This is a genomic window from Streptomyces sp. NPDC014764 (genome assembly GCF_043082785.1).
Taxonomy (GTDB): Bacteria; Actinomycetota; Actinomycetes; order Streptomycetales; family Streptomycetaceae; genus Streptomyces; species Streptomyces althioticus.
In genome coordinates this window covers 429,159-451,780 of sequence record NZ_JBIBXY010000005.1, presented here as the reverse complement: position 1 = coordinate 451,780, position 22,622 = coordinate 429,159, and the positions used below count along the sequence as shown (strand labels likewise).

General features: G+C 75.3%; 20 protein-coding genes. 11 read left to right on the top strand and 9 right to left on the bottom strand.

The genetic code is table 11. The annotated features are described in order from the left end of the window. Positions 1–53: 53 nt before the first annotated feature. Both ACF1AG_RS16320 and ACF1AG_RS16315 read left to right on the top strand, forming a co-directional pair. A complete protein-coding gene (locus ACF1AG_RS16320; protein ID WP_359603827.1) occupies positions 54–1,544 on the top strand; it encodes a helix-turn-helix domain-containing protein in 1,491 nt (496 codons plus the stop codon). A gap of 490 nt (positions 1,545–2,034) precedes the next feature. Continuing rightward, positions 2,035–3,690, top strand: coding sequence for a catalase (locus ACF1AG_RS16315; protein WP_359603825.1), 1,656 nt, complete (start codon positions 2,035–2,037; stop codon positions 3,688–3,690). Between the two features lie 16 nt (positions 3,691–3,706). Here the strand turns inward: ACF1AG_RS16315 and ACF1AG_RS16310 are convergent, their stop codons facing one another. Further along, positions 3,707–4,588: a fructosamine kinase family protein gene (locus ACF1AG_RS16310; protein ID WP_359603824.1), complete on the bottom strand. Its 882-nt coding sequence runs from the start codon at positions 4,586–4,588 to the stop codon at positions 3,707–3,709. 150 nt (positions 4,589–4,738) lie between these two features. Between ACF1AG_RS16310 and ACF1AG_RS16305 the strand changes: the two genes are divergently transcribed. From ACF1AG_RS16305 to ACF1AG_RS16295, 3 genes are all read left to right on the top strand, one after another. After that, on the top strand, positions 4,739–5,062 hold the full coding sequence (locus tag ACF1AG_RS16305; protein WP_359603822.1) for a hypothetical protein: 324 nt from the start codon (positions 4,739–4,741) through the stop codon (positions 5,060–5,062). A gap of 85 nt (positions 5,063–5,147) precedes the next feature. Then, the gene (locus tag ACF1AG_RS16300) at positions 5,148–5,681 is read left to right on the top strand and encodes a DoxX family protein (RefSeq protein ID WP_359603820.1); all 534 of its coding nucleotides are present in this window, start codon (positions 5,148–5,150) and stop codon (positions 5,679–5,681) included. A 351-nt stretch (positions 5,682–6,032) separates the two neighbouring features. Then, complete coding sequence (locus ACF1AG_RS16295) at positions 6,033–7,274, top strand: MFS transporter (protein ID WP_391809914.1); 1,242 nt, start codon at positions 6,033–6,035, stop codon at positions 7,272–7,274. A gap of 385 nt (positions 7,275–7,659) precedes the next feature. Here ACF1AG_RS16295 and rfaE2 read toward each other — a convergent pair whose 3' ends face one another. The 7 genes from rfaE2 to ACF1AG_RS16260 all read right to left on the bottom strand — a co-directional run bounded on the left by rfaE2 (position 7,660) and on the right by ACF1AG_RS16260 (position 15,662). Continuing rightward, positions 7,660–9,075, bottom strand: a complete 1,416-nt coding sequence (gene rfaE2, locus ACF1AG_RS16290) for a D-glycero-beta-D-manno-heptose 1-phosphate adenylyltransferase (RefSeq protein WP_391809913.1) — start codon at positions 9,073–9,075, stop codon at positions 7,660–7,662. Beyond that, positions 9,072–9,698, bottom strand: coding sequence for an SIS domain-containing protein (locus ACF1AG_RS16285; RefSeq protein WP_387796501.1), 627 nt, complete (start codon positions 9,696–9,698; stop codon positions 9,072–9,074). Before ACF1AG_RS16285 ends, rfaE2 begins: the two co-directional genes overlap by 4 nt. Positions 9,699–9,789: 91 nt before the next feature. Then, positions 9,790–11,055: a glycosyltransferase gene (locus tag ACF1AG_RS16280; protein ID WP_359606879.1), complete on the bottom strand. Its 1,266-nt coding sequence runs from the start codon at positions 11,053–11,055 to the stop codon at positions 9,790–9,792. Between the two features lie 141 nt (positions 11,056–11,196). Continuing rightward, positions 11,197–12,258 carry a glycosyltransferase gene (locus ACF1AG_RS16275; RefSeq protein ID WP_359606881.1) on the bottom strand — a complete coding sequence of 354 codons (1,062 nt, stop codon included), beginning with the start codon at positions 12,256–12,258 and terminating at the stop codon, positions 11,197–11,199. After that, positions 12,255–13,925: a carbamoyltransferase gene (locus tag ACF1AG_RS16270; protein ID WP_391809912.1), complete on the bottom strand. Its 1,671-nt coding sequence runs from the start codon at positions 13,923–13,925 to the stop codon at positions 12,255–12,257. The genes ACF1AG_RS16275 and ACF1AG_RS16270 overlap by 4 nt, the downstream gene beginning before the upstream one ends. Before the next feature lie 74 nt (positions 13,926–13,999). Then, on the bottom strand, positions 14,000–14,965 hold the full coding sequence (locus tag ACF1AG_RS16265; protein ID WP_359606885.1) for an NAD-dependent epimerase/dehydratase family protein: 966 nt from the start codon (positions 14,963–14,965) through the stop codon (positions 14,000–14,002). A gap of 202 nt (positions 14,966–15,167) precedes the next feature. Beyond that, positions 15,168–15,662, bottom strand: coding sequence for a hypothetical protein (locus tag ACF1AG_RS16260; RefSeq protein ID WP_359606887.1), 495 nt, complete (start codon positions 15,660–15,662; stop codon positions 15,168–15,170). A 175-nt stretch (positions 15,663–15,837) separates the two neighbouring features. On the opposite strand from ACF1AG_RS16260, the gene ACF1AG_RS16255 reads away from it, so the two are divergent. From ACF1AG_RS16255 to ACF1AG_RS16230, 6 genes are all read left to right on the top strand, one after another. Next, a complete protein-coding gene (locus ACF1AG_RS16255) occupies positions 15,838–17,085 on the top strand; it encodes a cytochrome P450 (RefSeq protein ID WP_391809911.1) in 1,248 nt (415 codons plus the stop codon). 141 nt (positions 17,086–17,226) lie between these two features. Then, a complete protein-coding gene (locus tag ACF1AG_RS16250; RefSeq protein ID WP_048458282.1) occupies positions 17,227–17,415 on the top strand; it encodes a hypothetical protein in 189 nt (62 codons plus the stop codon). A gap of 21 nt (positions 17,416–17,436) precedes the next feature. Further along, complete coding sequence (locus ACF1AG_RS16245) at positions 17,437–18,129, top strand: hypothetical protein (RefSeq protein WP_359606891.1); 693 nt, start codon at positions 17,437–17,439, stop codon at positions 18,127–18,129. Next, positions 18,126–19,121, top strand: a complete 996-nt coding sequence (locus ACF1AG_RS16240) for a DUF6895 family protein (RefSeq protein ID WP_359606893.1) — start codon at positions 18,126–18,128, stop codon at positions 19,119–19,121. Before ACF1AG_RS16245 ends, ACF1AG_RS16240 begins: the two co-directional genes overlap by 4 nt. Next, positions 19,118–20,038, top strand: a complete 921-nt coding sequence (locus ACF1AG_RS16235; RefSeq protein ID WP_387796493.1) for a DUF6895 family protein — start codon at positions 19,118–19,120, stop codon at positions 20,036–20,038. Before ACF1AG_RS16240 ends, ACF1AG_RS16235 begins: the two co-directional genes overlap by 4 nt. Further along, entirely contained in the window at positions 20,035–21,129 is a 1,095-nt protein-coding gene (locus tag ACF1AG_RS16230; RefSeq protein ID WP_391809910.1) for a serine hydrolase domain-containing protein, read from the top strand. The genes ACF1AG_RS16235 and ACF1AG_RS16230 overlap by 4 nt, the downstream gene beginning before the upstream one ends. 67 nt (positions 21,130–21,196) lie before the next feature. Here the strand turns inward: ACF1AG_RS16230 and ACF1AG_RS16225 are convergent, their stop codons facing one another. Next, positions 21,197–22,567, bottom strand: a complete 1,371-nt coding sequence (locus tag ACF1AG_RS16225) for a trypsin-like serine protease (RefSeq protein WP_387796489.1) — start codon at positions 22,565–22,567, stop codon at positions 21,197–21,199. Between the last annotated feature and the right edge of the window lie 55 nt (positions 22,568–22,622).

The window sequence follows — 22,622 nt, the reverse complement described above, 5'->3', positions numbered from 1 at the left end:
GGGGTAACGTCCCCCGTCCGGGCCACAGGGCGAGAGACGAGGGGAAGGCCGAGGTGACAGGCGGAAAGGACACGGCGCACGGGGCGGCCACGGAGGTGGCGGGGCGTCCGGGCTGGGCGCGGGAACTGCTGGAGCATCTGCGGCCGGCCGCGCGGGACGTCCGCCGGGTCGTGGACTGGCTGGCCGGCGCGGTGGACGCGGAGGTGGCCCTCCGTGACGGCGCGGGTGACCTGCTCGCCGGGGCCCCGCTGGCGCTGGACGAGGCGCTCGCCGCGGACGTCGCCTCCGGCCGGATCGCGTCCGCCGCGTGGGACGGGGACGGACGCCATCTGCGGCTGGTGCGGACCGGGCACCCCACGGGCGCCTGTGTCCTGGCCGTCTCCCGCCGGACGCCCTTCGACCGGCACACCTCGGACGTCGTCACGCACACCGCTCAGGTGATCGAACTGCTGCTCACCGCCCACGAGACGCAGGCGGCCGGCGTCCGGCTCCGGCGGGCCACCGCCGACCTGCGGCTGGCGATCCTCCAGCTGCTCATGGTCGAGGACACCGTCTCCGCGCGCCGCGTCGCCGCCGGACTCTGGCCGGGCCTGCTCGACGCCGAGACCGCCTGCGTCTACGTCCTGGAGTCCGACCCCTCCGTACGCGACCGGCTGGCCGCCGAGTGCATCGAACGCACCCAGGAGGAGGCACTGGTGGTGCGCTGCCCGGCCGTCGACGGCCATGTGATCGTCCTCAGCCCGCGCGAGGCCACCGCCGCCGACATGCGCTCCCTGGTGGAGCGTCACTCCGACACCTTCGTCGGCGGCAGCGTCTGGCAGAGCCTGGCGCGCACCGCCACGGCCTACGGACAGGCCGTCAGCGCGCTGGCCGTGGCCCGGTTCCGGCCGGACAAGACGGCGGTGTACGCCGAGCGCACCCACCCCGAGCGGCTCATGGACCCCACGGCGCTGCGCACCTGGGCGGCGCGGGTGCTGCGCCCGCTCGACGCGCTGCCCCACCACACCCGCGCCGAGCTGCTCGCCACCACCCGGCTCGGCCTGGAGTTCACCGCCGTCGCCACCGCCAAGATCCTCGGCGTCAGCCGCAACACCGTGCGCGCCCGCATGGACCGCGTGGAGTCCATGCTCGGCGTCGACTTCGACGACGTGACCGTGCGGGCCGTCGTGCATCTGGCGCTGCACACCCAGATCAACCTGCTGGACGGACACGGGCCCGCCGACTCCGCCGCGAGCGCGCGGCGCCTCACCGAGCTGCTGTCGGGACCGGCCGTCTCCTCCTGGGCGCGGGAGCTGCTGGACCGCCTCGACCCCGACCCGCGCAACGTGCGCCGCACCCTGCGCACCTGGATCGCCGAGGGGGCCAACGCCGAGCGGGCGGCGCAGTCCCTCGGCATGCACGCCCAGACCGTGCGCGAGCACGTCCGCAGCGCCGAACCGGTTCTGGAACGGCAGCTCCTGGCCGCCGGGACCGATCTCTACGAGGTCGCCCTGGCCCATCTGGCGGTCGGCGACCTGGAGCAGCCGCTGTTCGCGGGGGAGTGAACCGGGCGATTCGGACTCACCTGTGCACAGGTGAGTGCCCGGGACCCGGGCAGCGGGCACCGGCGCGGTACACACACGAGCCCCGCCTTGCATAGTTTCTAGCCACGGCGGGGGCACGACCGGAACGGGGGACCGGTCGCGCTCCCGCCCTCCGCCATGCCCGCACGCGCTCTCCGCTCCGGGCGCGGACACCGATGGGCAGGCACCGTCACCGCAGGGCCGTGGGCCCGCCGTCACGCTCCGCGGCGCTCCGGTCGCCGCCCGTGCCGATCGGGGGCAGCATGGCCTTCGTACGCACGCCGCCGACGGGATGCGACCGCGGCCGGGCCACCGCGCGCCCGGCCTTCGCCGTGAACGGGCCGCGAACGCGTGCATGACGCCGCGGCTCCGGGTACCCGGGCCGCCCGCCAGGAACCGGCCGACGGCCCGGAGCCGCCACGCCCCGGCCCGTCACCGGCCAGAAGCAGCAGCGCAAGGAGCCCAGCGAATCATGACGGACACCTCGAGTCAGGGCCCCGCTACCGGCGACGACCGCAAGGTACTCACCAACCGGCAGGGCCACCCGGTCTACGACAACCAGAACCAGCGCACCGTCGGCTCCCGCGGCCCGGCCACGCTGGAGAACTACCAGTTCCTCGAGAAGATCAGCCACTTCGACCGGGAGCGCATCCCCGAGCGCGTCGTGCACGCCCGAGGCGTCACCGCGTACGGCTACTTCGAGGCGTACGGCAAGTGGGGTGACGAGCCGATCTCCCGCTACACCCGCGCCAAGCTGTTCCAGGAGGCCGGCAAGCGCACCGACCTCGCCGTCCGCTTCTCCACCGTCATCGGCGGCCGCGACTCCTCCGAGGCGGCCCGCGACCCGCGCGGCTTCGCCGTGAAGTTCTACACCGAGGACGGCAACTGGGACCTCGTCGGCAACAACCTGGGCGTCTTCTTCATCCGCGACGCCATCAAGTTCCCCGACGTCATCCACGCCCTCAAGCCGGACCCGGTCACCTTCGAGCAGCAGCCGCGCCGCATCTTCGACTTCATGTCGCAGACGCCCGAGTCGATGCACATGCTGGTGAACCTGTTCAGCCCGCGCGGCATCCCGGCGGACTACCGCCACATGCAGGGCTTCGGCGTGAACACCTACAAGTGGGTCGACGCCGAGGGCAACACCAAGCTGGTCAAGTACCACTGGATGCCCAAGCAGGGTGTGCGCTCCATGACCGAGGAGGACGCGGCCAACGTCCAGGCGCAGGGCCTCGGCCACGCCACCAAGGACCTCTACGAGGCCGTCGAGCGCGGTGACCACCCCGAGTGGGAGCTGCTCGTCCAGATGATGGACGACCACGAGCACCCGGAGCTGGACTTCGACCCGCTGGACGACACCAAGACCTGGCCCGAGCAGGACTTCCCGCCGAAGCCGGTGGGCAAGATGGTGCTCAACCGGATGCCGGACAACTTCTTCGCGGAGAACGAGCAGATCTCCTTCGGCACCGGTGTCCTCGTCGACGGCCTGGACTTCTCCGACGACAAGATGCTCGTCGGCCGGACCTTCTCCTACAGCGACACCCAGCGCCACCGGGTCGGCCCGAACTACCTCCAGCTGCCGGTCAACCAGCCCAAGCACGCGCAGGTGCGCACCAACCAGCGCGACGGCCAGATGGCCTACCACGTGGACGGCGGGGACAACTCCCACGTCAACTACGAGCCGTCCATCACCGGCGGCCTGCGTGAGGCCCACTACCCGACGCACGACGAGCAGGGCCCGGAGATCCGCGGCCGGCTCACCCGCAAGCGGATCGAGCGCACCAACGACTACCTGCAGGCCGGCCAGCGCTACATGCTGCTGGAGGACTGGGAGCGCGACGACCTGGTGAAGAACTTCACCGACCTGCTGTCCCAGTGCGACCGACCGGTGCAGGAGCGCATGGTGTGGCACTTCCTGCTGGTCGAGACCGACCTCGGCCGCCGCGTCGGCGAGGGCCTCGGCATCACGCCGGAGGACGTCGCCCACCTGGAGCCGCTGGAGGGCCAGACCCTCACCGAGGAGGACCGCAAGCGGCTCGCCAACCTCGGCGACAACCCTCCGCGCGACGTGACGGGGCTGACCATGACCCACTGTGTGCCCGACGAGCGGCACGTGGTGACCCGCTGAGGATCCCGCCGGGAGATCACAGCGCCAGGGCGGACCGGGCGGCGCCGAGCGCCTGCCCGGCGTAGCCCCGCCCGAACAGCACGGCGTGCACCAGCAGCGGGAACAGCTGGTGCACGCCGACGCGTTCCATCCACCCCTCGGCGAGCGGCGCCGCCTCCTGGTAGCCCTCCAGCACCGCGTCCAGCATCGGGCAGCCGAACAGCGCCAGCATCGCGAGATCCGTCTCCCGGTGCCCGCCGTGCGCGGCCGGGTCGATCAGATGGACCCTGCCGTCCGCGCCCCACAGCACGTTGCCGCTCCACAGGTCGCCGTGCAGCCGTGCGGGCGGTTCGGCGGGACCCGCCAGCTCCGGCAGCCGCGCGCAGACCCGCTCGATCACCGCCGCCTCGCCGGCGTCCGTCGTGCCCGCGTCGACCGCCCGGCGCAGATACGGCAGCACCCGGTGCTCCGCGTACCACGCCGGCCAGTCGTCACCGGTCACGTTGCGCATCGGGGCCGGCCCGATGAACGCCTCGGCGGGACCGCCCGGCGGCGGCGCCCCGAACGCGGGCGCGCCCGCCGCGTGCAGGCCGGCCAGCTCACGCCCGAACCGCAGCGCCGCCTCCCGGCCCGGACGCCCCTGCACCACCCGGTCGAGGACCAGCCACGCCCCCTCCCGGCCGTGCACCCGCGGCACCGGAGGCGCGTCCGCCTCCGCCAGCCACCGCAGCCCGGCCGCCTCCGCGCGCGCCGCCTCCGCCTCCTCGGTGCGTTTCACGACCACCGTGCGGCCGTCGTCCAGGGCGGCCTCGACGAGCGCGCCGGAGAGCGGCCGCACGCCGGTCACCGCCCGCCCGGTCAGCCGCGCCGCCACGGCGCCGGGGCTCTCCTCGCCGGATGCGGGGGACGACAGGGTCATCGGCGGCCTCCTCGGTTCCACGGCGTGCTCCGGCTCTCGCGGCCCGCCCAGCGTACGAGCCCGGCGCGGGCGCGGCGCACGCTCACGCGGGACGGTGAAAAACCCGCTCCGGCCGGTGCGGACGCGCCACACCGTGGGAGCACTGTGAACATGACCAGTTCATCGTTCCAGCGCACCCTCACCCTGCCCGCCACCCTCTGCGAACAGGCCGTCCCGTACCTGGAACAGGCCGCCCGGCGGACGGTCGACGGAGCCGGCGTCCCGCTGAAGGCGTTCCGCGCGGCCGCCGACGGCGACTGCACCCTCCCGGTCTCCGTGGTCGAACAAGCGGCGGGCTGCCTGCTGGTCCTGGCCACCGAGACCGCGCAGAGCGTACGGCCCTCGGTGCTGCGCGCCACCATCGGCGTCGCCCTGTGCCTGCGCGACGCCGTCGAGGCGGTCCGCCAGCCCGCCCTCACCACCCGCTTCTGGTGACGGCCCCGCCGCCCGTCCCCGCCGCATGCTCCCCGTCGTGCGGGGAACCCGGCGCACCGCACCCTCCACACTCCAGGAGAAGGACATGAGCCTGTTGCGCGTCCTCGGCCGGCCGATGCTGGCGTCGATCTTCATCGCGGGCGGACTGGACACCCTCCGCCATCCCGACCGCGTCGCCGGGCTGGCCGAGCCCGTCGTGCGGCCGGTCACCGACCGCCTGCGCGCACTGCCGGACCGCACCGAGGACTCCGTGCGGCTGAACGGCGCCGTCCAGGTGGCCGCCGGACTGCTGCTGGCCACCGGACGGATGTCCCGCCCGGCCGCCCTCGCCATCGCCGCCACCCTCGTGCCCACCACGCTCGCCGCGCACCGCTTCTGGGAGCAGGAGGACTCCGGCGACAAATCCCAGCACCGGATCCACTTCCTCAAGAACCTCGGCCTGCTCGGCGGACTGCTGATCGCGGCGGACGACACGGGGGCCCGGCCTTCCGTGCTGTGGCGCAGCCGGCACGCCGCGCACGACCTGCGCCGCGAAGCCCACATCGCCCGGCGCGCCTTCAAGGCCGGCGCCGGACCGGCCGCGGCGGCGGGACGCGCCCGCGCCAAGCTGTCCCACTGACCGGGGCGGGGCCTGCGGGGCGGGCCCCTCTTCCCGCGGTCCCGCCCCGCAAACCTCCCTGTGAGCAACCGCACTCGCGCGGCCAAGTGCCGTGCGGGTGCGGGCGTTTGACCCCCGTGTCCGTCCACGGAGCATGTGCGGTGGAAAGGACTCGGGGGTCCCTTCTGTCACGATGGTGCGCGCCCGATCCGGCGACGGGAACCGCCGCGCAGCGCAGCCGGTGACCTCCTTCCCGCGCCCACTCAGCCGAGCCTCCAAGGGCTCCTCCCCGAGTAGCGCACCGTGTCTTCCACACCCTCCCCCGCCCCGTCCGGGTCCCGGTCGCCCTGGCGTTCCCTCCGGCACCGCAGCATGCGCTGGTGGTCAGTCGCGAACTTCGTGTCCAACGCCGGTACGTGGATGCAGCTGACCGTGCAGAACCTGCTGGTCCTCCAGATCACCGGGTCCGCCGCGGCCACCGGCCTGTCCATGTCCGTCCAGGCGGCCCCGGCCCTGCTGATGAGCGTCCTCGGCGGCGCGGCCGTCGACCGCTGGCCGCGCAAGCTGACCGCCGCCGTCAGCCAGGCCGCGCTCGCCGTCATCGCCTTCACCACGGCCACCCTGGTGGCGCTCGACCGGCTCGACATGACCACCCTGATGGTGCTGGCCGCCGTCACCGGCACGGTCGCCACCGTCGACAACCCGGCCTGTGCCCTGCTCGGCAACGACCTCGTCCCCGCCGAGGACGTGCCCTCCGCCATCGGCGTGGGCGCGCTCGTCTTCAACGCGGGACGGCTCGCGGGCGCGGCCCTGGCCGGCGTGACCGTCGGCTTCCTCGGCACGGCGGCGGCTTACTTCGCCAACGGCTTCTCCTTCCTCTTCGTGACGGCGGTCATCCCGTTCCTGCGCCCGGCGGCGGGCGCGGTGCGGCAGGTCACCGGGCGGGCCGCCCGGCGGCCGAAGTCCGACATGGGCGTGCGGGAGGGGCTCGCCTTCTTCGCCCGCCGGCCTCGGCTGCTGGCGCTCGCGGGGGTGACCGGCATCAGCGCGGTCTTCGGCCGTAACTACGGCCTCACCCTCGCCGTCCTGGTCACCGGCCCACTCGCGGGCGGCGCGGGTGCCTTCGGCACGGTGTCGACCGTCCTCGCGGCCGGCGGGATCGTCGGCGCGGTGCTCGGCGCGCGTCTGCGCCGTCCGTCCGTGCGGCTGGTCGGCGCGCTGGCCGCGAGTGGGGCGCTGCTGCAGATCGTGGCCGGTCTGTCGCCCTCGCTGGCGGTGCTGCTGGTGCTGGTCCTGCCCATGGCCGTGGTCGAGTCCGTCTCCGACACGGCGGGCACGGCGGTCCTCCAGACCGATCCGCCCGCCCATATGCGGGGGCGTGTGCTGGGGGTGTGGGGTTCGGTCGGCACGGTCTGGAGCCTCGGCGGGCCTCCGGCCCTGGGGCTCCTCATGGAGCTGGCGGGGGCGCGGGGTGCGCTGATCGCGGGCGGCGTGATCATCGCCGCGTCCATCGCGGCGGGCCACCTCCTGCACCGCCGCGGCACGCTCACGACCTCGGTCCCCCTGCCCACGAAGGAAGCGGGCCCCCAGCCAACCCTGCAAACGGCGGCGTAACCCGCCCCCTGTCCAGCACACGGTGCAGAAACGCGCCTGAAGGGGCGCGGGGAACTGCGCAAAGGGAAGTCCAACGAACGGAGCCTTCCAAGCACGGCCCAAGGGGCGCGGGGAACTGCGCGAACAGGGGTCCAGCGAACGGAGCCTTTCAAGCACGGCCCAAGGGGCGCGGGGAACTGCGCGAACGGAAGTCCAGCGAACGGAGCCTCCGAAGCACGGCCCAAGGGGCGCGGGGAACTGCGCGAAGGGAAGTCCGGCGAACCGAACCTCCCGAAGCGGCAGCGCTGACCGCACCGTTTCGGGGGCCCCGCCCCCGGACCCCCGTTCGCGCAGTTCCCCGCGCCCTTACGGGGCGTTTCCCCACCGCGCCCCGAAGGGCGGGCGCTCACCCCTCCGTCGGCTTCAAAGCCACCGACACCGCATCCGCAGCCCTCCGCGCCAGCAACGTCGTCGAGTGACCGTCCAGGTACGGCAGTACCACCGCCTGCCCGCCCCACTCCCGCAACGCGGCCGCCTCGGGCAGATCCTGGACGGAATAGTCCCCGCCCTTCACCCACACATCCGGCCGAAGCCGCTCCAGCACCCTCTCCGGCGTGTCCTCCTCGAACACCACCACCGCGTCCACACTGCCCAGCGCCGCCAGCACCCTCGCGCGGTCGGTGGCCGGGGTGAGGGGGCGGCCGGAGCCCTTGCGGCGGGTGACGGAGGCGTCGGAGTTCAGGCAGACGATCAGGCAGTCGCCGATCCGCCGGGCGCTTTCCAGCAGGCCCACGTGACCGGCGTGCACCAGGTCGAAGCAGCCGCCCGTGGCGACCACGGTGCCGCCCCGCGCCCGTACCTCCCGCGCCAGCTCGAACGCGTCGGAGGCCGGGTCCTGGGCGGGGACCGGGGCGACCGGTGTGTGCCAGAGGTCCGGGTTGCCCGCGCCGCCCGCCGCGACGAAGGCGGCGGCCTCGGCGACCGCCCGCTGCAGCGCCTCCTCCGGCAGCAGCCCGTCCGCCAGCCCGGCGACCGTCGTCGCGGCGAAGCAGTCGCCCGCGCCGCAGGTGTCGCCGTCCGCGTGGAAGGGCGCCGGGATCAGCATCGGCGTACCGCCGCCCGGCCGGGTCAGCAGCACACCCCGCTCGCCGAGCGTCACGGCGACGCCGGCCGCCCGCCAGCGCTCGGCGAGTTCGGTGCCGCGTTCGGCGAAGGCGCCGAGCGACGCGCCGGACAGGCCGGGCGTGCCCGCGCAGAGCGCGACCGCCTCGCTCCCGTTGGGCGTGACGAGCCGGGCCCCCGGCACCGGCGTCTCGCCGCGCGGGTGCGGATCCCACACGAGGGGGGTGCGCCGTGCGGCCTCCTCCAGATGGGGGCGGACCGCGCCGGCGGTGTGCCGGCCGTAGTCGGCGACGAGGACGGCGTGCGCGCCGGCCAGCGCCTCGCGCACCGCCTCGTCCGGCTCGCCGGGCGTCCCGCCGCCCCGGTCGATGCGCACCAGCGGCCGCCCGCCGGCGAGGACACGCGTCTTCACCGGCAGCGTGCCGTGCAGCGGCAGTTCCAGCAGCCGTACCCGCCCGTCGAGCTGCTGCCGTACGGCCTCGCTCGCGGGGTCGTCGCCGAGCGCGGTCACCAGGACGACGTCCCGGCCGCCGCGCGCGGCGAGGGCCGCGGCCAGCCCGGCGCCGCCCGGGTGCCTGTGGTCCCCGGTGACGTCGACGACCGGGGCGGGCGCGTCGGGGGCCAGCTGGGTGGCGACGCCCTCGATGTCCTCGTCGAGGAGGACGTCGCCCACCACCACCAGCGGTTCGGGACCGGTCATGTCAGCCTCCCGGGAACGGCCGCCACGGTCCGCGCCGGTGGCGCGGCCACGGCCGTGTCGAAGCACTCGCAGAGCAGGTGCACGGCGACCAGGTGGACCTCCTGGACGGTCGCCGTCGAGGCCGCCGCCACGCACAGGCTCTCGTCGGCGGCCTCCATCAGCGGGTTGGGGCCCGGGCCGGTCAGCGCCCACACCCCGAGCCCGGCCCGCCGGGCCGCCACCGCGGCGGCGACGAGGTTGGCGCTGCGTCCCGAGGTGGACAGCAGCATCAGCACGTCGCCGGGGCGTCCGTGCGCGGCGACCTGACGGGCGTAGACGTGGTCGAAGCCGTAGTCGTTGCCGATGGCGGTGACGCTGGAGGTCTCCGCGTGCAGGGCGAGCGCCGAGTAGGCGGGCCGCTCGTCGCGGTAGCGGCCGACCAGCTCGGCGGTGAGGTGCTGGGCCTGGGCGGCGCTGCCGCCGTTGCCCGCCGCCAGCAGCCGGCCGCCGCCGGTGAGGACGGAGGCGAGCCGGCCGGCCCAGTCGGCGATCCGGGGCAGACCGTGCCGGCCGAGTCCGTCGAGGGCGTCCTGGAGGGACCGGCAGTGCAGACGGGCGGCGTCGAGGGCAGGGTGTTCGGTCATGGCGTGTCGGGCGCGCCGCCCTCCGGGGACGACGACGGCACCCGCACCTCCTTCCAGCGTCGGACGTCTGCGGCCCGGTCGGGCCCGAGGTTCAGCCGGTCCTGGTCACGTCGGCGGTCCTGCTCACGGCCGGCTCGCTGTCGAGGACCTCGCAGTACGCCGCCTCGGTGGCGGCGGCGATCCGTGCCCACCCGTACCGGGCGAGCACCCGGCGGCGGCCCGCCACCCCGCAGGCCTCGCGGCCGGCGGGGTCGGCGAGCAGGCTCGCGACGGCGGCGGCCAGCGCCTCGGGGTCGCCGGGCGGCACGAGCCGACCGGTGGCCGGGTCGGCGACCGTGTCGAGCTGGCCGCCGACCGCGCTGGCCACAACGGGACGGCCGCAGGCCATCGCCTCCAGCGGGACGATGCCGAACGGCTCGTAGTCGGCCGGGCAGAGCACCACGTCGGCGGAGCGCAGCAGCGCCGGAACGCGTTCGGCGTCCACCCCGCCGAGGAACCGCACCCGGTCGGCGACCCCCGCGTCCCGCGCGAGCACGCGCAGCCGGCGCACCTCCGGGTCGTCGTCGAGCCGCTCCGCGGGGGGCCCGCCGGCCACCAGCAGTTCGGTCCCGGGCAGCAGGGCCAGGGCGGCCACCGACACGGCGGCGCCCTTGCGCGGCACCAGCCGCCCCAGCTGGACCAGCCGGTGACGGTACGGGCCGCGCGCCCAGCGCGGGCCCGTCGGCGTGAAACGTTCGGTGTCCACGCCGCACGGCACGACGCCGATCCGGTCCGCGGGCACGCCCATCCCGACCAGCTCGGCGACCTCGTCGCGGCAGGTTGCGACGACCCGGTCGCAGCCGGTCCCCACCTCGATCTCGCAGCCGATCCGCTCCGGCGGGCTGCTGTCGGCCTCGCCCTGGTGACGCCGCTTGACCGTGCCCAGGGCGTGGTAGGTGTGCAGCAGCGGCAGCCCCACCTCCCGGGTCGCGCCCAGCGAGGCCAGCCCGGACATCCAGTAGTGGGAGTGCGCCACGTCCGGGGTGCGGGCCCGCCACTCCCGGACGAGCACGCGCGCGAAGGCGTCCATGTACGGCAGCAGCCGGTCCTTGGGCACCGGTTCGGCGGGCCCGGCGGTGACGTGGTGGACCTCCACGCGCTCGCCCAGCCGCACCCGGTCCGGCAGGTCGGGCGCGTCGCGGCGGGTGTGCACCGTGACGCGGTGTCCGCGGTCGGCGAGCGCCGTGGCCAGGGCGGCGACGTGGACGTTCTGGCCTCCGGCGTCCACCCCGCCGAGCGCGGCGAGAGGACTCGCGTGCTCCGAGACGAGCGCGATCGACAGCACGCCCGGGGGGACAGGGGCGAGGTCCGCGGTCATGGGCTCACCTCCGTGATCGGTCGCGGCCGGGGTGCGGACACCCCGTCCGCGGATCGGGTTCCGGCCGCGGCTGCGGCCGGGAGCGTGCGCGTGGCGCCCGCCGGGGCCCGTCGAGGCCTCGGGGCGGGCAGGGCCTGCCGGTCATGTCGGCATCCGTTCGCCGGCCGGCGCCGCCGCGGACGGCGACGGGGGCACGGCCCGGTGACGGTGGGCGGGAGTCGCGCGGTGCCGCACCTGCCCGCGCAGCCAGTGCCAGGCCGCGGCCGGCGGGACGAGAGCGCTGGTGAGGACCATGGTGACGATCTCGTCCCGCGTGCGCGGGCCGGGGAGGATCCGGGCCAGGGCGAACTCCGCGGTCCCGGCGAGCCACCCGGCGGCGCACGCCGTGGCCGCGCGCGGGCGCCCGGTCAGCGCGCACGCCGCCGCCGCGAGCCCGGCCGAGGTGACCGCCAGGTGCAGGGGGAGACGGCCCCGGGGCGCGCCGGCCCGCCGCCACCAGTCCCGCCCGTGCAGGCGGGTCATCAGCACGTCGTCCGCGTTGCCCGCCTGGAGCCGCACGGAGACCCACCGGTCCGCGGGCCGCACCGGGTGCGTGGTCGTACGGCGTCCCTCCGCCAGCGTCCAGCCGGCGTCGAGGACCCGCAGCGCCAGGTCCGCGTCCTCCCGGAAGGCGCGGCGGAACCGTTCGTCGAAGCCGCCGACGGCCTCCAGCGCCTTGCGCCGGTACGCCATGTCGGCGGTGATCCAGCGCGCCCCGGCCAGCCCCGCGACGTTGCGTTCCCAGTCGCCGGGGGCCCGGTCCACGGGCAGCGGCACCTCGACGCGCGCGGTGATCCCGGCGGTCGCCACGCTCGCCCCCGCGAGGTCGAGCGCGAGGTCGTCGGCCCAGGTGGGGCCCGGCGTCACGTCGTCGTCGAGGAAGACGATCCACGGCGCGTCCCCGGCGGCACGCCACCCGGCGTTGCGAGCGGCGGCCGGACCGCGCGCCCCGCCGCGCACCACGACGGTCCGGGACCGCAGGGCGGGCGGCACGGACGCGGTGAGCGGCACGGCCGGGTCCCGGCGGTCGTCCACCACCACGACCCGCGCGGGGCGCGGCCCCTCCGACTCGGCCAGCGCCCCCAGGCACGCCGCGAGCGACGGGCGGCCCAGGGTCGGCACCACCACCGCGTACTCCCCGGCGGGAGCGGCGGGCCCGGTCATCGCGCCACCTCCTCGCCGCCGTCCCCGGTGCGGAACAGCGCGCCGCGCCGCACCGCGTACGGGCCGACGGCCAGCAGGTCCACCGGGGAGGAGCCGAAGCACTCGAGCGCGTCGCGCGGGTCGTCCACCATGGGGCGGCCGGCCGTGTTGAGGCTGGTGTTGACGACGACGGGCAGCCCGGTCAGCCGCTCGAACTCGCGCAGCATCCGCGCCAGCAGCGGCTCGCGCGCCGGGTCGACCGTCTGGATGCGGGCGGTCCCGTCGACGTGCACCACGGCGGGCACGCGGTCCCGCCAGGCGGGCGCCACGTCGTGCACGAACAGCATGTACGGGCTGGGCATCGGCCCGTCGAAGATCTCCGCGGCCCGGTCGGCCAGCACCATCGGCGCGACCGGCCGGAACTGCTCGCGGCCCTTCACGTCGTTGAGCCGCTCCAGGTTCCCCGCGTGCCCGGGGTGGGCGAGCAGCGACCGGTGGCCGAGCGCCCGGGGCCCGTACTCGCTGCGCCCTTGGAACCAGGCCACGATGCCGTTGTCGGCGAGCGCCCGGGCCACGGTGACGGCGATGTCCTCCGGCTTCTCGCAGGGCACGGCGGCCGTCTTCAGCCACGCGCCCAGCTCCGCGTCGGACCAGTCCCGGCCCAGGTCGGCGCCGCTCATCGGCTCGGGCGCGTCCCCGGCCCCGGCGGACAGCAGCAGCGCGCCGCCGAGCGCGGTGCCCGCGTCGCCGGCCGCGGGCTGCACCCACACCCGGGAGAACGGACCCTCCCGCGCGATGCGGGAGTTGGCGACGCAGTTCAGGGCCACACCGCCGGCGAGGGTGAGCACCGAGTCGTGGGTACGGCCGTGCAGCCAGCGCACCAGGTCCAGCAGCGTCTCCTCCAGCACGGCCTGAGCGCTCGCGGCGACGTCGGCGTGGCCCTGCGTCCACGGCTCGTCCGGGCCGCGCGGCGCGCACAGTTCCGCCCAGGGCACCCCGACGGCGTGGAAACCGCCGTCGCCGGTCGGATACACGTACCGGCGCAGCTCGGGCAGCATGCGCGGGGTGCCGTGGGAGGCGAGCGCCATCACCTTGAACTCGTCGGACGAGCGCAGGAAACCGAGGTGCTCGGTCAGCTCCTCGTACACCAGGCCCAGCGAGTGCGGGAGGTCCTGGGCGCGCAGCGGTTCGAGCTGGCCGCCGACGCGGCGCGCGGCCAGGTGGGAGGCGCGTTCGCCGCGGCCGTCCAGCACCAGCACGGAGCAGCTGTCGGCGTCGGGGGCGGCGTACGCGCCGGACGCGGCGTGCGCCATGTGGTGCGGGACGAAGCGCACGGTCTCCGGGTCGAGGCCGGGCAGCGCGGTCCGCAGGAAGTTCGGGGCCTCCCGCGCATAGGTGAGGCGCAGATGGTCCCAGGGGTCGTCGAGGCCCATCGCGTCGGCGGGGCGGGCGAGGGCGGGGTCGAAGGAGTACGCGACCGCGTCGAGGTCCTGGGGGCGCAGCCCGGCCCGCTTCAGGCACCAGGCGGCGGCCTGCTCGGGCAGCTCCCAGGCGGAGAAGGGCAGCGGCCGCTTGCCGTGCTTGCGCCGGGAGAACCGCTCCTCCTCCGCGGCGGCGACGGTACGGCCGTCGATCACCAGGGCGGCCGCGGGGTCGTGGAACAGGGCGTTGATGCCGAGGATGCGCATGGCGGACGGACCTTTCGCGTGGGGGCGGCGGCCGGGGCGGCCGCCTGGTCCTGGAGTCGGCGAGGGCGGTCCCCTCAGCCGCGGGCCGCTTCGGCGCGGAACCAGTCGATCGTGCGGCGCAGGCCCTCCTCGGCGCCCACCCGCGGCTCCCAGCCGAGCTTGTCGCGGGCCAGCGTGATGTCGGGGCAGCGCACGGCGGGGTCGTCCACCGGGCGCTCGATGTAGCGCACCTCGGACGAGGATCCGGCGAGGGCCACCACCAGGCGGGCCAGCGCGAGCATGCTGATCTCGGAGGGGTTGCCGATGTTGACGGGGCCGCGCAGACCGTGGGCGGCCGCCGCGAGGATGCCGGCGACGGTGTCGTCGACGTAGCACAGCGAGCGGGTCTGCCGGCCGTCACCGGTCACGGTGAGCGGCTCACCGGCCAGCGCCTGCCGCACGAAGGTGGGCACCGCCCGCCCGTCGTGGCCGCGCATGCCGGGGCCGTAGGTGTTGAACAGCCGCACGATGCAGGTGTCCGTGCCATAGGTGTCCGCGTGCGCGGTGGTCAGCGCCTCGCCGAACCGCTTGGCCTCGTCGTACACGCTGCGCGGGCCGACCGGGTTGACGTTGCCCCAGTACCGCTCGTCCTGCGGGTTCTGCTGCGGGTCGCCGTAGACCTCCGACGTCGACGCCAGCACCAGCCGTGCCTCGGACTCGTGGGCGAGGGTCAGGGCGTTGCGGGTGCCGGCGCTGCCCGTGTCCATGGTGTGCAGCGGCAGCCGCAGATAGTCCGCGGGGGAGGCGGGCGAGGCGAAGTGCAGCACCAGATCGGGCCGCCGGCGCACCGGCAGCTCCTCCGCCACGTTGGCCTGCACGAGGGTGAAGCCCGGCCGGTCGAGCAGCGGGGCGATGTTCTCGGGGCGGCCGGTGCTCAGGTCGTCCACGCAGGTCACGGCCGCGCCCGCGTCGAGCAGGGCCTTGCACAGATGGGAGCCGACGAACCCGGCGCCGCCGGTCACGACAGCGTGCTCCCACTTCCGGGATATGGGGCTACTCATGCCCACACCCTCACCCGCACGGCGGCGGTCGGCACGGTTGCCTGGTGCGGTCGGGTGAACTACGGGGCGTGACGACGACTGAACCGGTGGGCCGCCGGCGAAGCAGGGCGCGTCGGCCCGGGGGGCGGTCCCGCTCGGGCGATGCGGGGGTCGTCCGAGGTGCACGCGGTGGGGGAGCCGCGCTCAGGCACGGCGGGTGCGGTCACGCCGCCAGCGTGGATCCGGGGCCCAGGCGCGCCAGCAGGGACGGCTCGTGGAGGCGGGCCACCGTGTACAGGAGGTCCGGGTGGCGGAGGAAGGCGGCCGCCCTGGTGTCCGTCCGGTCAGGGGAGAGGAGGCGGTGGTACTCGCCGGGGCCCGGTGGGAGTGCCGCCACGGCCCGGGCGGCCAGGCCCGCGTCGGACAGCAGGCACGCCGCCCAGCTCGCCACGACCTCGTCGACCCACGAGCGCCACGGCTCCGGGCCGAGACCCTCCGCTCCGGTGATGCCGTCCAGGCGGGCAGCGCCGCCGGGGCCGGCCAGGCCGACCAGTTCCGCGTCCATGGGCGTCGGATGGCGGAGCCGGGCCGCCACGGTCACCGCCTGGCGGGCCTGGATCTCGCACAGGGCGGCCGACAGCGGGCCGCCGGGCGCGGGGAAGGAGCGGGTCAGCCACTGCGCGGTGGCCGCGATCACGGGGGAGAGGTGGGCCGGCACTACGGGTCCGTCCGAACTGGGGGGAGAAGGATGAGGACGGCAGCACCCTAGTCCTCGCCCCGCCCTCCCCGGCGTGACCCGGGTCTCGATCGGGGCGTGGTCCGCGCCACGCCCGGACGGGTGTGACGCCCGTCCCCCGGAGTGTCCGGGGATGGCCTGCGGGCACCCGCCCGCCATGGACGTACTCAGCCGCCCCTTGCTCGACCGCACCCTGCCTCTCCTCGCCGAGGGCTACGCCTGGCTCCCGAACCGGATGCGCGACGCGTCCGGTTCCGTGGTCCGCACCCGGATCATGGGCCGCCCCGCCCTCGCCCTGCGCGGACCGGAGGCGGTCCGCTTCTTCTACGACGAACGGAACGTACAGCGGCACCGCGCCATCCCCGAGCCGGTCCTCGGCACCCTCTTCGGGCACGAGGCCGTGCACACCCTGGACGGCGCCGCCCACCGCGCCCGCAAGGAGCTGTTCCTGCCGCTGCTGGAACCCACCGCCGTGGCGGGACTCGCCGAGCACGTCTCCGACGCCTGGGACGAGGCCGTACCGGAATGGGGCAGCCGCGCGTCGATCGTGCTGTTCGACGAGGCGGCCACTGTGCTCACGCGGGGCGTCCACCGCTGGGCGGGTGTGCCGCTGGACGACACCGAGGCGGGGGCGGTCGCCCGGGACATGACCGCGATGGTGGACGGCTTCGCCGGCGCGGGACCGCGCCATCTACGGGCCCGCCGCGCCCGCGGCCGCCAGGAGGAGCGGCTGGCCCGCCTGGTCCGCGACGTGCGCACCGGGACGGTCACCGCACCCGCCGGCTCGGTGCTGGAGCGGGTGTGCGGGCATCGCGATCCGAACGGCGAGCCGATGGAGGAGAAGACCGCCGCCGTGGAACTGCTCAACGTGCTGCGCCCCACCACCGCCCTCGCCTGGTTCGTCGCCTTCGCCGCGCACGCCCTGCACCGGTGGCCGGAGAACCGGGCACCGCTGGCGAAGGGGGACGCGGCGTTCCGAACCGCGTTCGCGCACGAGGTGCGGCGCTTCTACCCGTTCGTGCCCTTCCTCGGCGGCCTCGCGGCCCGCGACCTGTTCTGGCGGGGTGCGTGGGTCCCCGAAGGGGGCCTGGTGGTGCTCGACGTGTACGGCCAGAACCACGACGAGACGCTGTGGGGCGACCCGTACGCCTTCAGGCCGCGGCGCTTCCTCGAACGTGCCGTCGGACGCGACGAGCTGATCCCGCAGGGCGGCGGCGACCCGGCGACGGGACACCGCTGCCCCGGAGAGGGCCTCACCGTCGGCGTGTTGGAGACCCTCGCCGCGCAACTAGCCCGTATGGAGTACACGGTTCCGGACCAGAATCTGGTCATCTCCCTGCACCGCGTCCCCACCCTCCCGCACAGCGGTGTCGTCCTTGCGGGCGTAGGGCGGGCGGCCGTCTGACGGTCGCGGCGTCTGCACCCGTACCGCCGCCGCATGTTGAAGAAGTGACGAAAGTAAGTAAGAGAAAAGTGGCGTGATTTGTCCGATTCGGGTGATTCTGAACCTGGAAGGTACTTCGCTACGCCTCAGGGAGATGGTGTTATGCGTACCGACGAGAAGGTCATCAAGGAAGTCACCGGAATCCAGGCCGCCGACATCGAGGCGGCGCTCGACCCGGTCGAGGCCGACGGCGTCTACCGCGACAGCCGGCAGTGCGCCGCCCTGGCGCTCCTCTCCGGCGCGACCAAGCTGCTGCTGTCGCCTCCGACCCCGCGCCCGAAGAAGGGCTGACGGATCGACGGGAGTAGTCGAATGGAGCAGTCAGGCACTTCGACCCGCTTGCAGGCCGCGGTGCAGGACCTCGCTTCCGGTGTGGTCTCCGCCCTTCGGGGCGGGGACCACGCCCACGTGGTCCCCCCGGTGGGGACCGACGGGGAAGCGGGGGACCTGGCACTGGCCGCCGTACGCGTCCTGGGAGCGGACGCGCTGCTGCCGGGCCTCCTGTCGCGCACTCCGCCCGACCCGGCGGAGCTGGCCGTCTTCCGCAAGGCGGTCGAGGCGTACCCGCCCCGCGCGGACGCCGCGCCCACCGTGCGCTGGAGCCACTGGGCGATGGCCCGCACCCTGCGCCGCGCCGACCCCTCCTCCGCCGAGCCGCCGGCCGAGCCGGACACCGCGTGGCTGGACGGCGCGACCTGGCAGTTCGTCACCCATCAACTCGCCGTCCTGGCACCTCTCGCGCTGCCCGGGGAGGACTGCGCGGTGAGCCGCCTCGCCGCGGGCCGGCCCGTGGACGTCGCCCGCGGGTTCGTCCGCGCGGTGCGCCGCCGGGACTGGCGGCAGGCCGCCGGCGCGGGACGCTGGCTGACGCTGCTGCCCGGCGTGCCGGACACCGTCGGCCTGGAGTCCGGCCTGGACTTCGTGGAACTGATGGGCGGACAGGACCCGCTCGTCACGCTCCAGGTGCAGGCGGCCCGCCGGATGCGGACCGGAGCACGCGTGTGACCGCGCCCGCCGACGCCCACCGCACCGCCGTCGCCCTGCGCACCGCCGCAGGGGACGCCCTCGCCTGGGCGGACTCCCGGCGCGCCGACTTCGCCCTGGGTGAGGACGCGCTGGCCGCCGACGGCGAGGTCGACCGCAGCTGGAAACCCCTCGGCGAACTCGCCCAGGTCTGCGCCACCGTCACCCGCCTCACCGAGCCGGCCGATCCGCTGCACGCCCGGGCCCGCGGACTGCTCGGCTTCGTCTGGCAGGAGACGAACGAGGGCGAGTTGTTCCTGCGGCTCCAGCGGCTGGAGCCCTTCGCCACCTATCCGCTGGAGGTGTACGCCGCCTTCGCCTCGGCCGGACTGCGCCACCCCGCCTTCGAACGGGCGGCGGCGGTCGTGGCGCGCACCCGCGGCTGGCGGCTCACCGAACAGGACCCCACGCGGCGGCTCGGCGTGCTGCGCGCCGAGGAACGCTGCGGCATCCACCGCTTCGGGCAGGCGCCGCCGGAGCTGCCGCAGACCTGGCTCGGCGGACTGCCCGAGCCGTGGACCTTCGGCCGCGACGCCGGTTACGCCCTCACCCACGTCGTGTTCCACCTCAGCGACTGGGGCCGTGACGTCTCCGCCCTGCCGCCGGACCTCGTCGCCTACCTCGGCGCCTGGCTCCCGCCCTGGCTCGACACCTGCCTGGAGGCCGGGCTGTGGGACCTCGGCGGCGAACTCCTCGCGGTGGCCGCGATCGTGGCCCGCACGACCGGCGAGGACGTCCCCGAGGGCGACTGGGGGCGGCTGCTCGCGGCCCGTGGCCCGTCCGGCGAAGTCCCCCTGGACGACCGGGACCTGGACGACATCGGCGCCGGACCCGGCTCGGACGGCGACCGCTACTTCCTGCACCACTACCACTCCACCCTCATGGCCGCCTTCGCGGCGGTGCTGGCCGGAGCCCGCCCGGCCGAGCGGCCCGCGGCGGGACGACGGCCCGGCGGACAAGGAGCGCCGGCATGACCGACACCCGACTCGTCCACACCGTCGGCGTCGGCGCCCTGGAATGGCTGTGGGCGCACCGCCACGGCTTTCGCCTCGAGACCGACGTGGACCCCGAGGTGGGCTTCCTGGAGCGCTTCAAGCCGGTCGGTGAACTCGCCCTGGTCTGCAAGGTGCTGTTCCGCGAGGGCGTCGCCGGTTCCCGGCAGGCCGAGCTGGCCCGCCGCCTGCTCGACCACGTCTGGCGGGAGACCCTGGACGGCGGCACGATGCTGGTGCGCGGCCAGCGCACCGAACCGGCCTCCCCGATCCCCTTCGAGGTGTACCTGCCGTTCCGTGAACTCGGGTACAGCCAGCCGGAGATCGAGCGCCACGTCGTGCTGAACAACCGCCTCGACAGCTGGTTCGCCTTCGAGACCACCCCCACCCGGCGGCTCGGACTGTCCGCGTTCCAGCGCCGGTTCGGTCTCACTCCCCGCCCGTCGGAGTCCGAGGCCCTGCGTTCCACCTGGCTGGCCCGCACCCCCGAACCGTGGACCGTCGAGGGTCACATCGGCTACGACATCACGCACTGCGTGTTCCATCTGACCGACTGGGGCGAGAACCCCGACGGGCTGCCCGCGGACATCGCCGAGTACCTGGCGACCTGGCTGCCCGCGTGGATCGACGACTGGCTGGACCTGCGCCGCTGGGACCTGCTCGGCGAACTCCTCGTGGTGGACGCCTGCCTGCCCCGCCCCACGCTCGACGAGACGGCCTGGCGGGCCTTCGCCGCCGCTCAGCAGCCGGACGGCGCCATGCCCGCCGTCCGCGACATGCCCGAGGGCGACGAGGAAGCCGTCTTCGACGTCGTCTACCACTCCACCCTGGTCGCCGCGTTCGCCTCGGTCCTGGCCACCTCACGCGCCCTGACCGAGCTGGCCGGCACCGCCCCATGACGACGGCGTACCGCACCTCCTGGCCGGGCCCGCCCACCGGCCGGGAGGACGAGCCCTCCCCGAACCCGGAGGAGGACGACGGCCGTTGGCCGGAGCGGCTGGCCGAGGCCGTCTCCGCCGCCGACGCCCCCGACACCGTCTTCGCCCTCTCCCGCCACGGCCGCCGCACGGTCGTCACCGGAGGGACCGGCGCCCTGCCCGGACGCCCTCGCGACCGGCTGCGCTACGAGATCGGCTCGGCCACCAAGGCGTTCACCGGGCTGCTGCTGGCGCACCTGGTGGAAAGCGGCACGCTCACCGGAGGCGAGCCCGCCGCCGCCCTCCTCGGCGCCGGCCGCCCGCCCGGCCGCACCCCCGTCACACTCGCCCACCTGGTGACCCACACGGCCGGACTGCCCGCGCTCCCCGCCGACTTCTACCCCCGCGCGCTGCCCGCCTGGCGCACCAACCCCTACGGCCGCTACCCCGACGCGCGCGTCGTCGACGCCTTCCTGCGCTCGCGCCACCGCCCTCACCACCGCCCCGGCACCCGCTGGCGCTACTCCAACTTCGGCGTCGCCGTCCTCGGCCACGCCCTCGGCGCGGCCACAGGAACCGACTGGCAGGACCTCCTCGCCGCGCACCTCCTGACCCCCCTCGCCCTCCACGACACGGCCCCGCTCCCCGCCGACGGCGACGGGCTCGACGCCGTCGGCCACGGCAAGGACGGCACGGGCACGCTTCCGGCCTTCGACGCGGGCGGATTCCGGGCGGCGGGCGCGGTCCGCGCCACCCCGCACGATCTGCTCACCTTCCTGGAGGCGCACCTCGACCCCGGCCGGTGCCCCCCGTTGACGGCGGCCCTCCGCGCCGTCCGCACCCCGGTGCTGCGCCGGGGGTTCGGGCACCGGCACGTGCACACGCTCGCCTGGTTCCGGCACCCCACGGGCGGCGGCCCGCTGTACTTCCACAGCGGCGCCACGCTCGGCCAGCAGGCGTTCCTCGGCTTCCGGCCCGACACGGGCACCGCGCTCGCCGCCGTCTGCACCCGCCGCTTCCGCTCCGGCGACCCGTTCGTGTCCACGGCGTACGCGCTGCTCGCCGAGCAGTGACAGAACCTCGTACACGGCTCCGGCGGCGGTCCTCGGACCGCCGCCGGAGCCGTGTACGAGGGGTGCGTCAGACCCGCTGCCAGAGCGCCGGAGTCCCGGCGGGCGCCCACGCGCCCTGCGCCTGGTGGGCCTGCAGGCACTGGTACGTCACGCCGTCACGGGTGACGGTGGCGCCGGCCTCGTAGACCCGGCCGGCGGTCCACGCCTGCGCGCCCGTCTCCTGCTCCCCGGGCGCGGCCTGCGCGGACGCCGTGACCAGGGTCAGCCCGTACTGGGAGAGGATCGGGTTGACCGGCTGGAAGAACGTCGTGCCACCGCTGGTGCAGTTGCCGGAGCCGCCGGAGGTGACGCCCTGGGCCTGCGCGCCCGCGACGTACGGGCCGCCGGAGTCGCCCGGTTCCGCGCACACCGTCGTCCTGGTCAGTCCGTCGACCGTGCCCTCCGGGTAGCGGACGCTCGCGTTGTGCTGCTCGATCACCCCGCAGTGCCATCCCGTGGTGGATCCAGAACGGCACACCGACGCCCCGACGAGCGCCTGCGCCGAGCCGGTGACCTGGATCTTCTGGCCGTCCGCCGCCTTCACGTCGGGTGTGGGCGTCCACTGGCTCCGGGCGGCCACCCACGCCATGTCCCGCCCGGGGAACTCGGACGCCTCGAAGGTGCCCTGCGCGGTGCGGTCGTAGCCGGTGGTGGTCGCGCCCGCCCGGCCGCAGTGGCCGGCCGTCACGAAGCCGCCCTGACTGCCCTGGGCGACGGAGAAGCCGACGGAGCAGCGGGCCGAGTCGTTGATGTAGTACGCGTCGCCGCCGGTGATGTCCTGGAACAGCCGGGGCCGTTCGGACGCCAGGCGGATGCCGACGTCCTCGCCGGCCACGCCCGCGGCCTCCACGAAGGCGGCACCCGCGGCCTGGTCGACGGCCTGCACCACGACCTGGTTCTTCACCACGTCGACGTACCAGACGGGCGTGTCGACGGTGGAGACGCGGCCGGCCGCCGCGTCCAGCTTCTCCTTCGCCGCCTGGAGCGCCGCCAGGGGCCGCTCGACCACCTGCGCCGTGGCGCCCTCGGCCTTGATGGCCGCCACGTCCTCGGCGTCGGTGGTGGCCACCGTCAGCTCGCCGGCGGTCGCGCCCCGCAGCCAGGCGCCCGCGTACCGCTCGCCCAGGGAGTTGTGCAGCCGGCCGGCGCGGGTGCCCGCCTCGGCCTCGTTGACCAGGCGCTCGGACGCCTGCTCCTCGTTCAGTTTCAGGTCGCGCTGGAGGGCGCTCAGCAGATGCGGGGAGGGCCGGTCGGCGCCGAGGGTCTGGGCCGCCCCGGGCGCGGGCCCCCCGGCGGGGGAGGCGTCGGCCGCCGCGGCGTAGGGGAGTCCGGCGAGGACGAGGGCGCCGAGTGCCACGAGCGCCGAGCGGCGCGCGGTCCGGGCGTGTCTGAGGACCATTCGGTACGTCTCCATTTCGTTGGGCCGGCGTAGCTGTCGCGGAGACCGTTTCCTT

Coding starts and splice junctions, on each gene's coding strand:
- ACF1AG_RS16225 (WP_387796489.1), bottom strand. CDS start 22,567: ATGGTCCTCAGACACGCCCGGACCGCGCGCCGCTCGGCGCTCGTGGCA.
- ACF1AG_RS16255 (WP_391809911.1), top strand. CDS start 15,838: ATGGACGTACTCAGCCGCCCCTTGCTCGACCGCACCCTGCCTCTCCTC.
- ACF1AG_RS16265 (WP_359606885.1), bottom strand. CDS start 14,965: ATGAGTAGCCCCATATCCCGGAAGTGGGAGCACGCTGTCGTGACCGGC.
- ACF1AG_RS16295 (WP_391809914.1), top strand. CDS start 6,033: ATGCGCTGGTGGTCAGTCGCGAACTTCGTGTCCAACGCCGGTACGTGG.
- ACF1AG_RS16250 (WP_048458282.1), top strand. CDS start 17,227: ATGCGTACCGACGAGAAGGTCATCAAGGAAGTCACCGGAATCCAGGCC.
- ACF1AG_RS16315 (WP_359603825.1), top strand. CDS start 2,035: ATGACGGACACCTCGAGTCAGGGCCCCGCTACCGGCGACGACCGCAAG.
- ACF1AG_RS16235 (WP_387796493.1), top strand. CDS start 19,118: ATGACCGACACCCGACTCGTCCACACCGTCGGCGTCGGCGCCCTGGAA.
- rfaE2 (WP_391809913.1), bottom strand. CDS start 9,075: ATGACCGGTCCCGAACCGCTGGTGGTGGTGGGCGACGTCCTCCTCGAC.
- ACF1AG_RS16285 (WP_387796501.1), bottom strand. CDS start 9,698: ATGACCGAACACCCTGCCCTCGACGCCGCCCGTCTGCACTGCCGGTCC.
- ACF1AG_RS16310 (WP_359603824.1), bottom strand. CDS start 4,588: ATGACCCTGTCGTCCCCCGCATCCGGCGAGGAGAGCCCCGGCGCCGTG.
- ACF1AG_RS16275 (WP_359606881.1), bottom strand. CDS start 12,258: ATGACCGGGCCCGCCGCTCCCGCCGGGGAGTACGCGGTGGTGGTGCCG.
- ACF1AG_RS16230 (WP_391809910.1), top strand. CDS start 20,035: ATGACGACGGCGTACCGCACCTCCTGGCCGGGCCCGCCCACCGGCCGG.
- ACF1AG_RS16305 (WP_359603822.1), top strand. CDS start 4,739: ATGACCAGTTCATCGTTCCAGCGCACCCTCACCCTGCCCGCCACCCTC.
- ACF1AG_RS16300 (WP_359603820.1), top strand. CDS start 5,148: ATGAGCCTGTTGCGCGTCCTCGGCCGGCCGATGCTGGCGTCGATCTTC.
- ACF1AG_RS16270 (WP_391809912.1), bottom strand. CDS start 13,925: ATGCGCATCCTCGGCATCAACGCCCTGTTCCACGACCCCGCGGCCGCC.
- ACF1AG_RS16280 (WP_359606879.1), bottom strand. CDS start 11,055: ATGACCGCGGACCTCGCCCCTGTCCCCCCGGGCGTGCTGTCGATCGCG.
- ACF1AG_RS16245 (WP_359606891.1), top strand. CDS start 17,437: ATGGAGCAGTCAGGCACTTCGACCCGCTTGCAGGCCGCGGTGCAGGAC.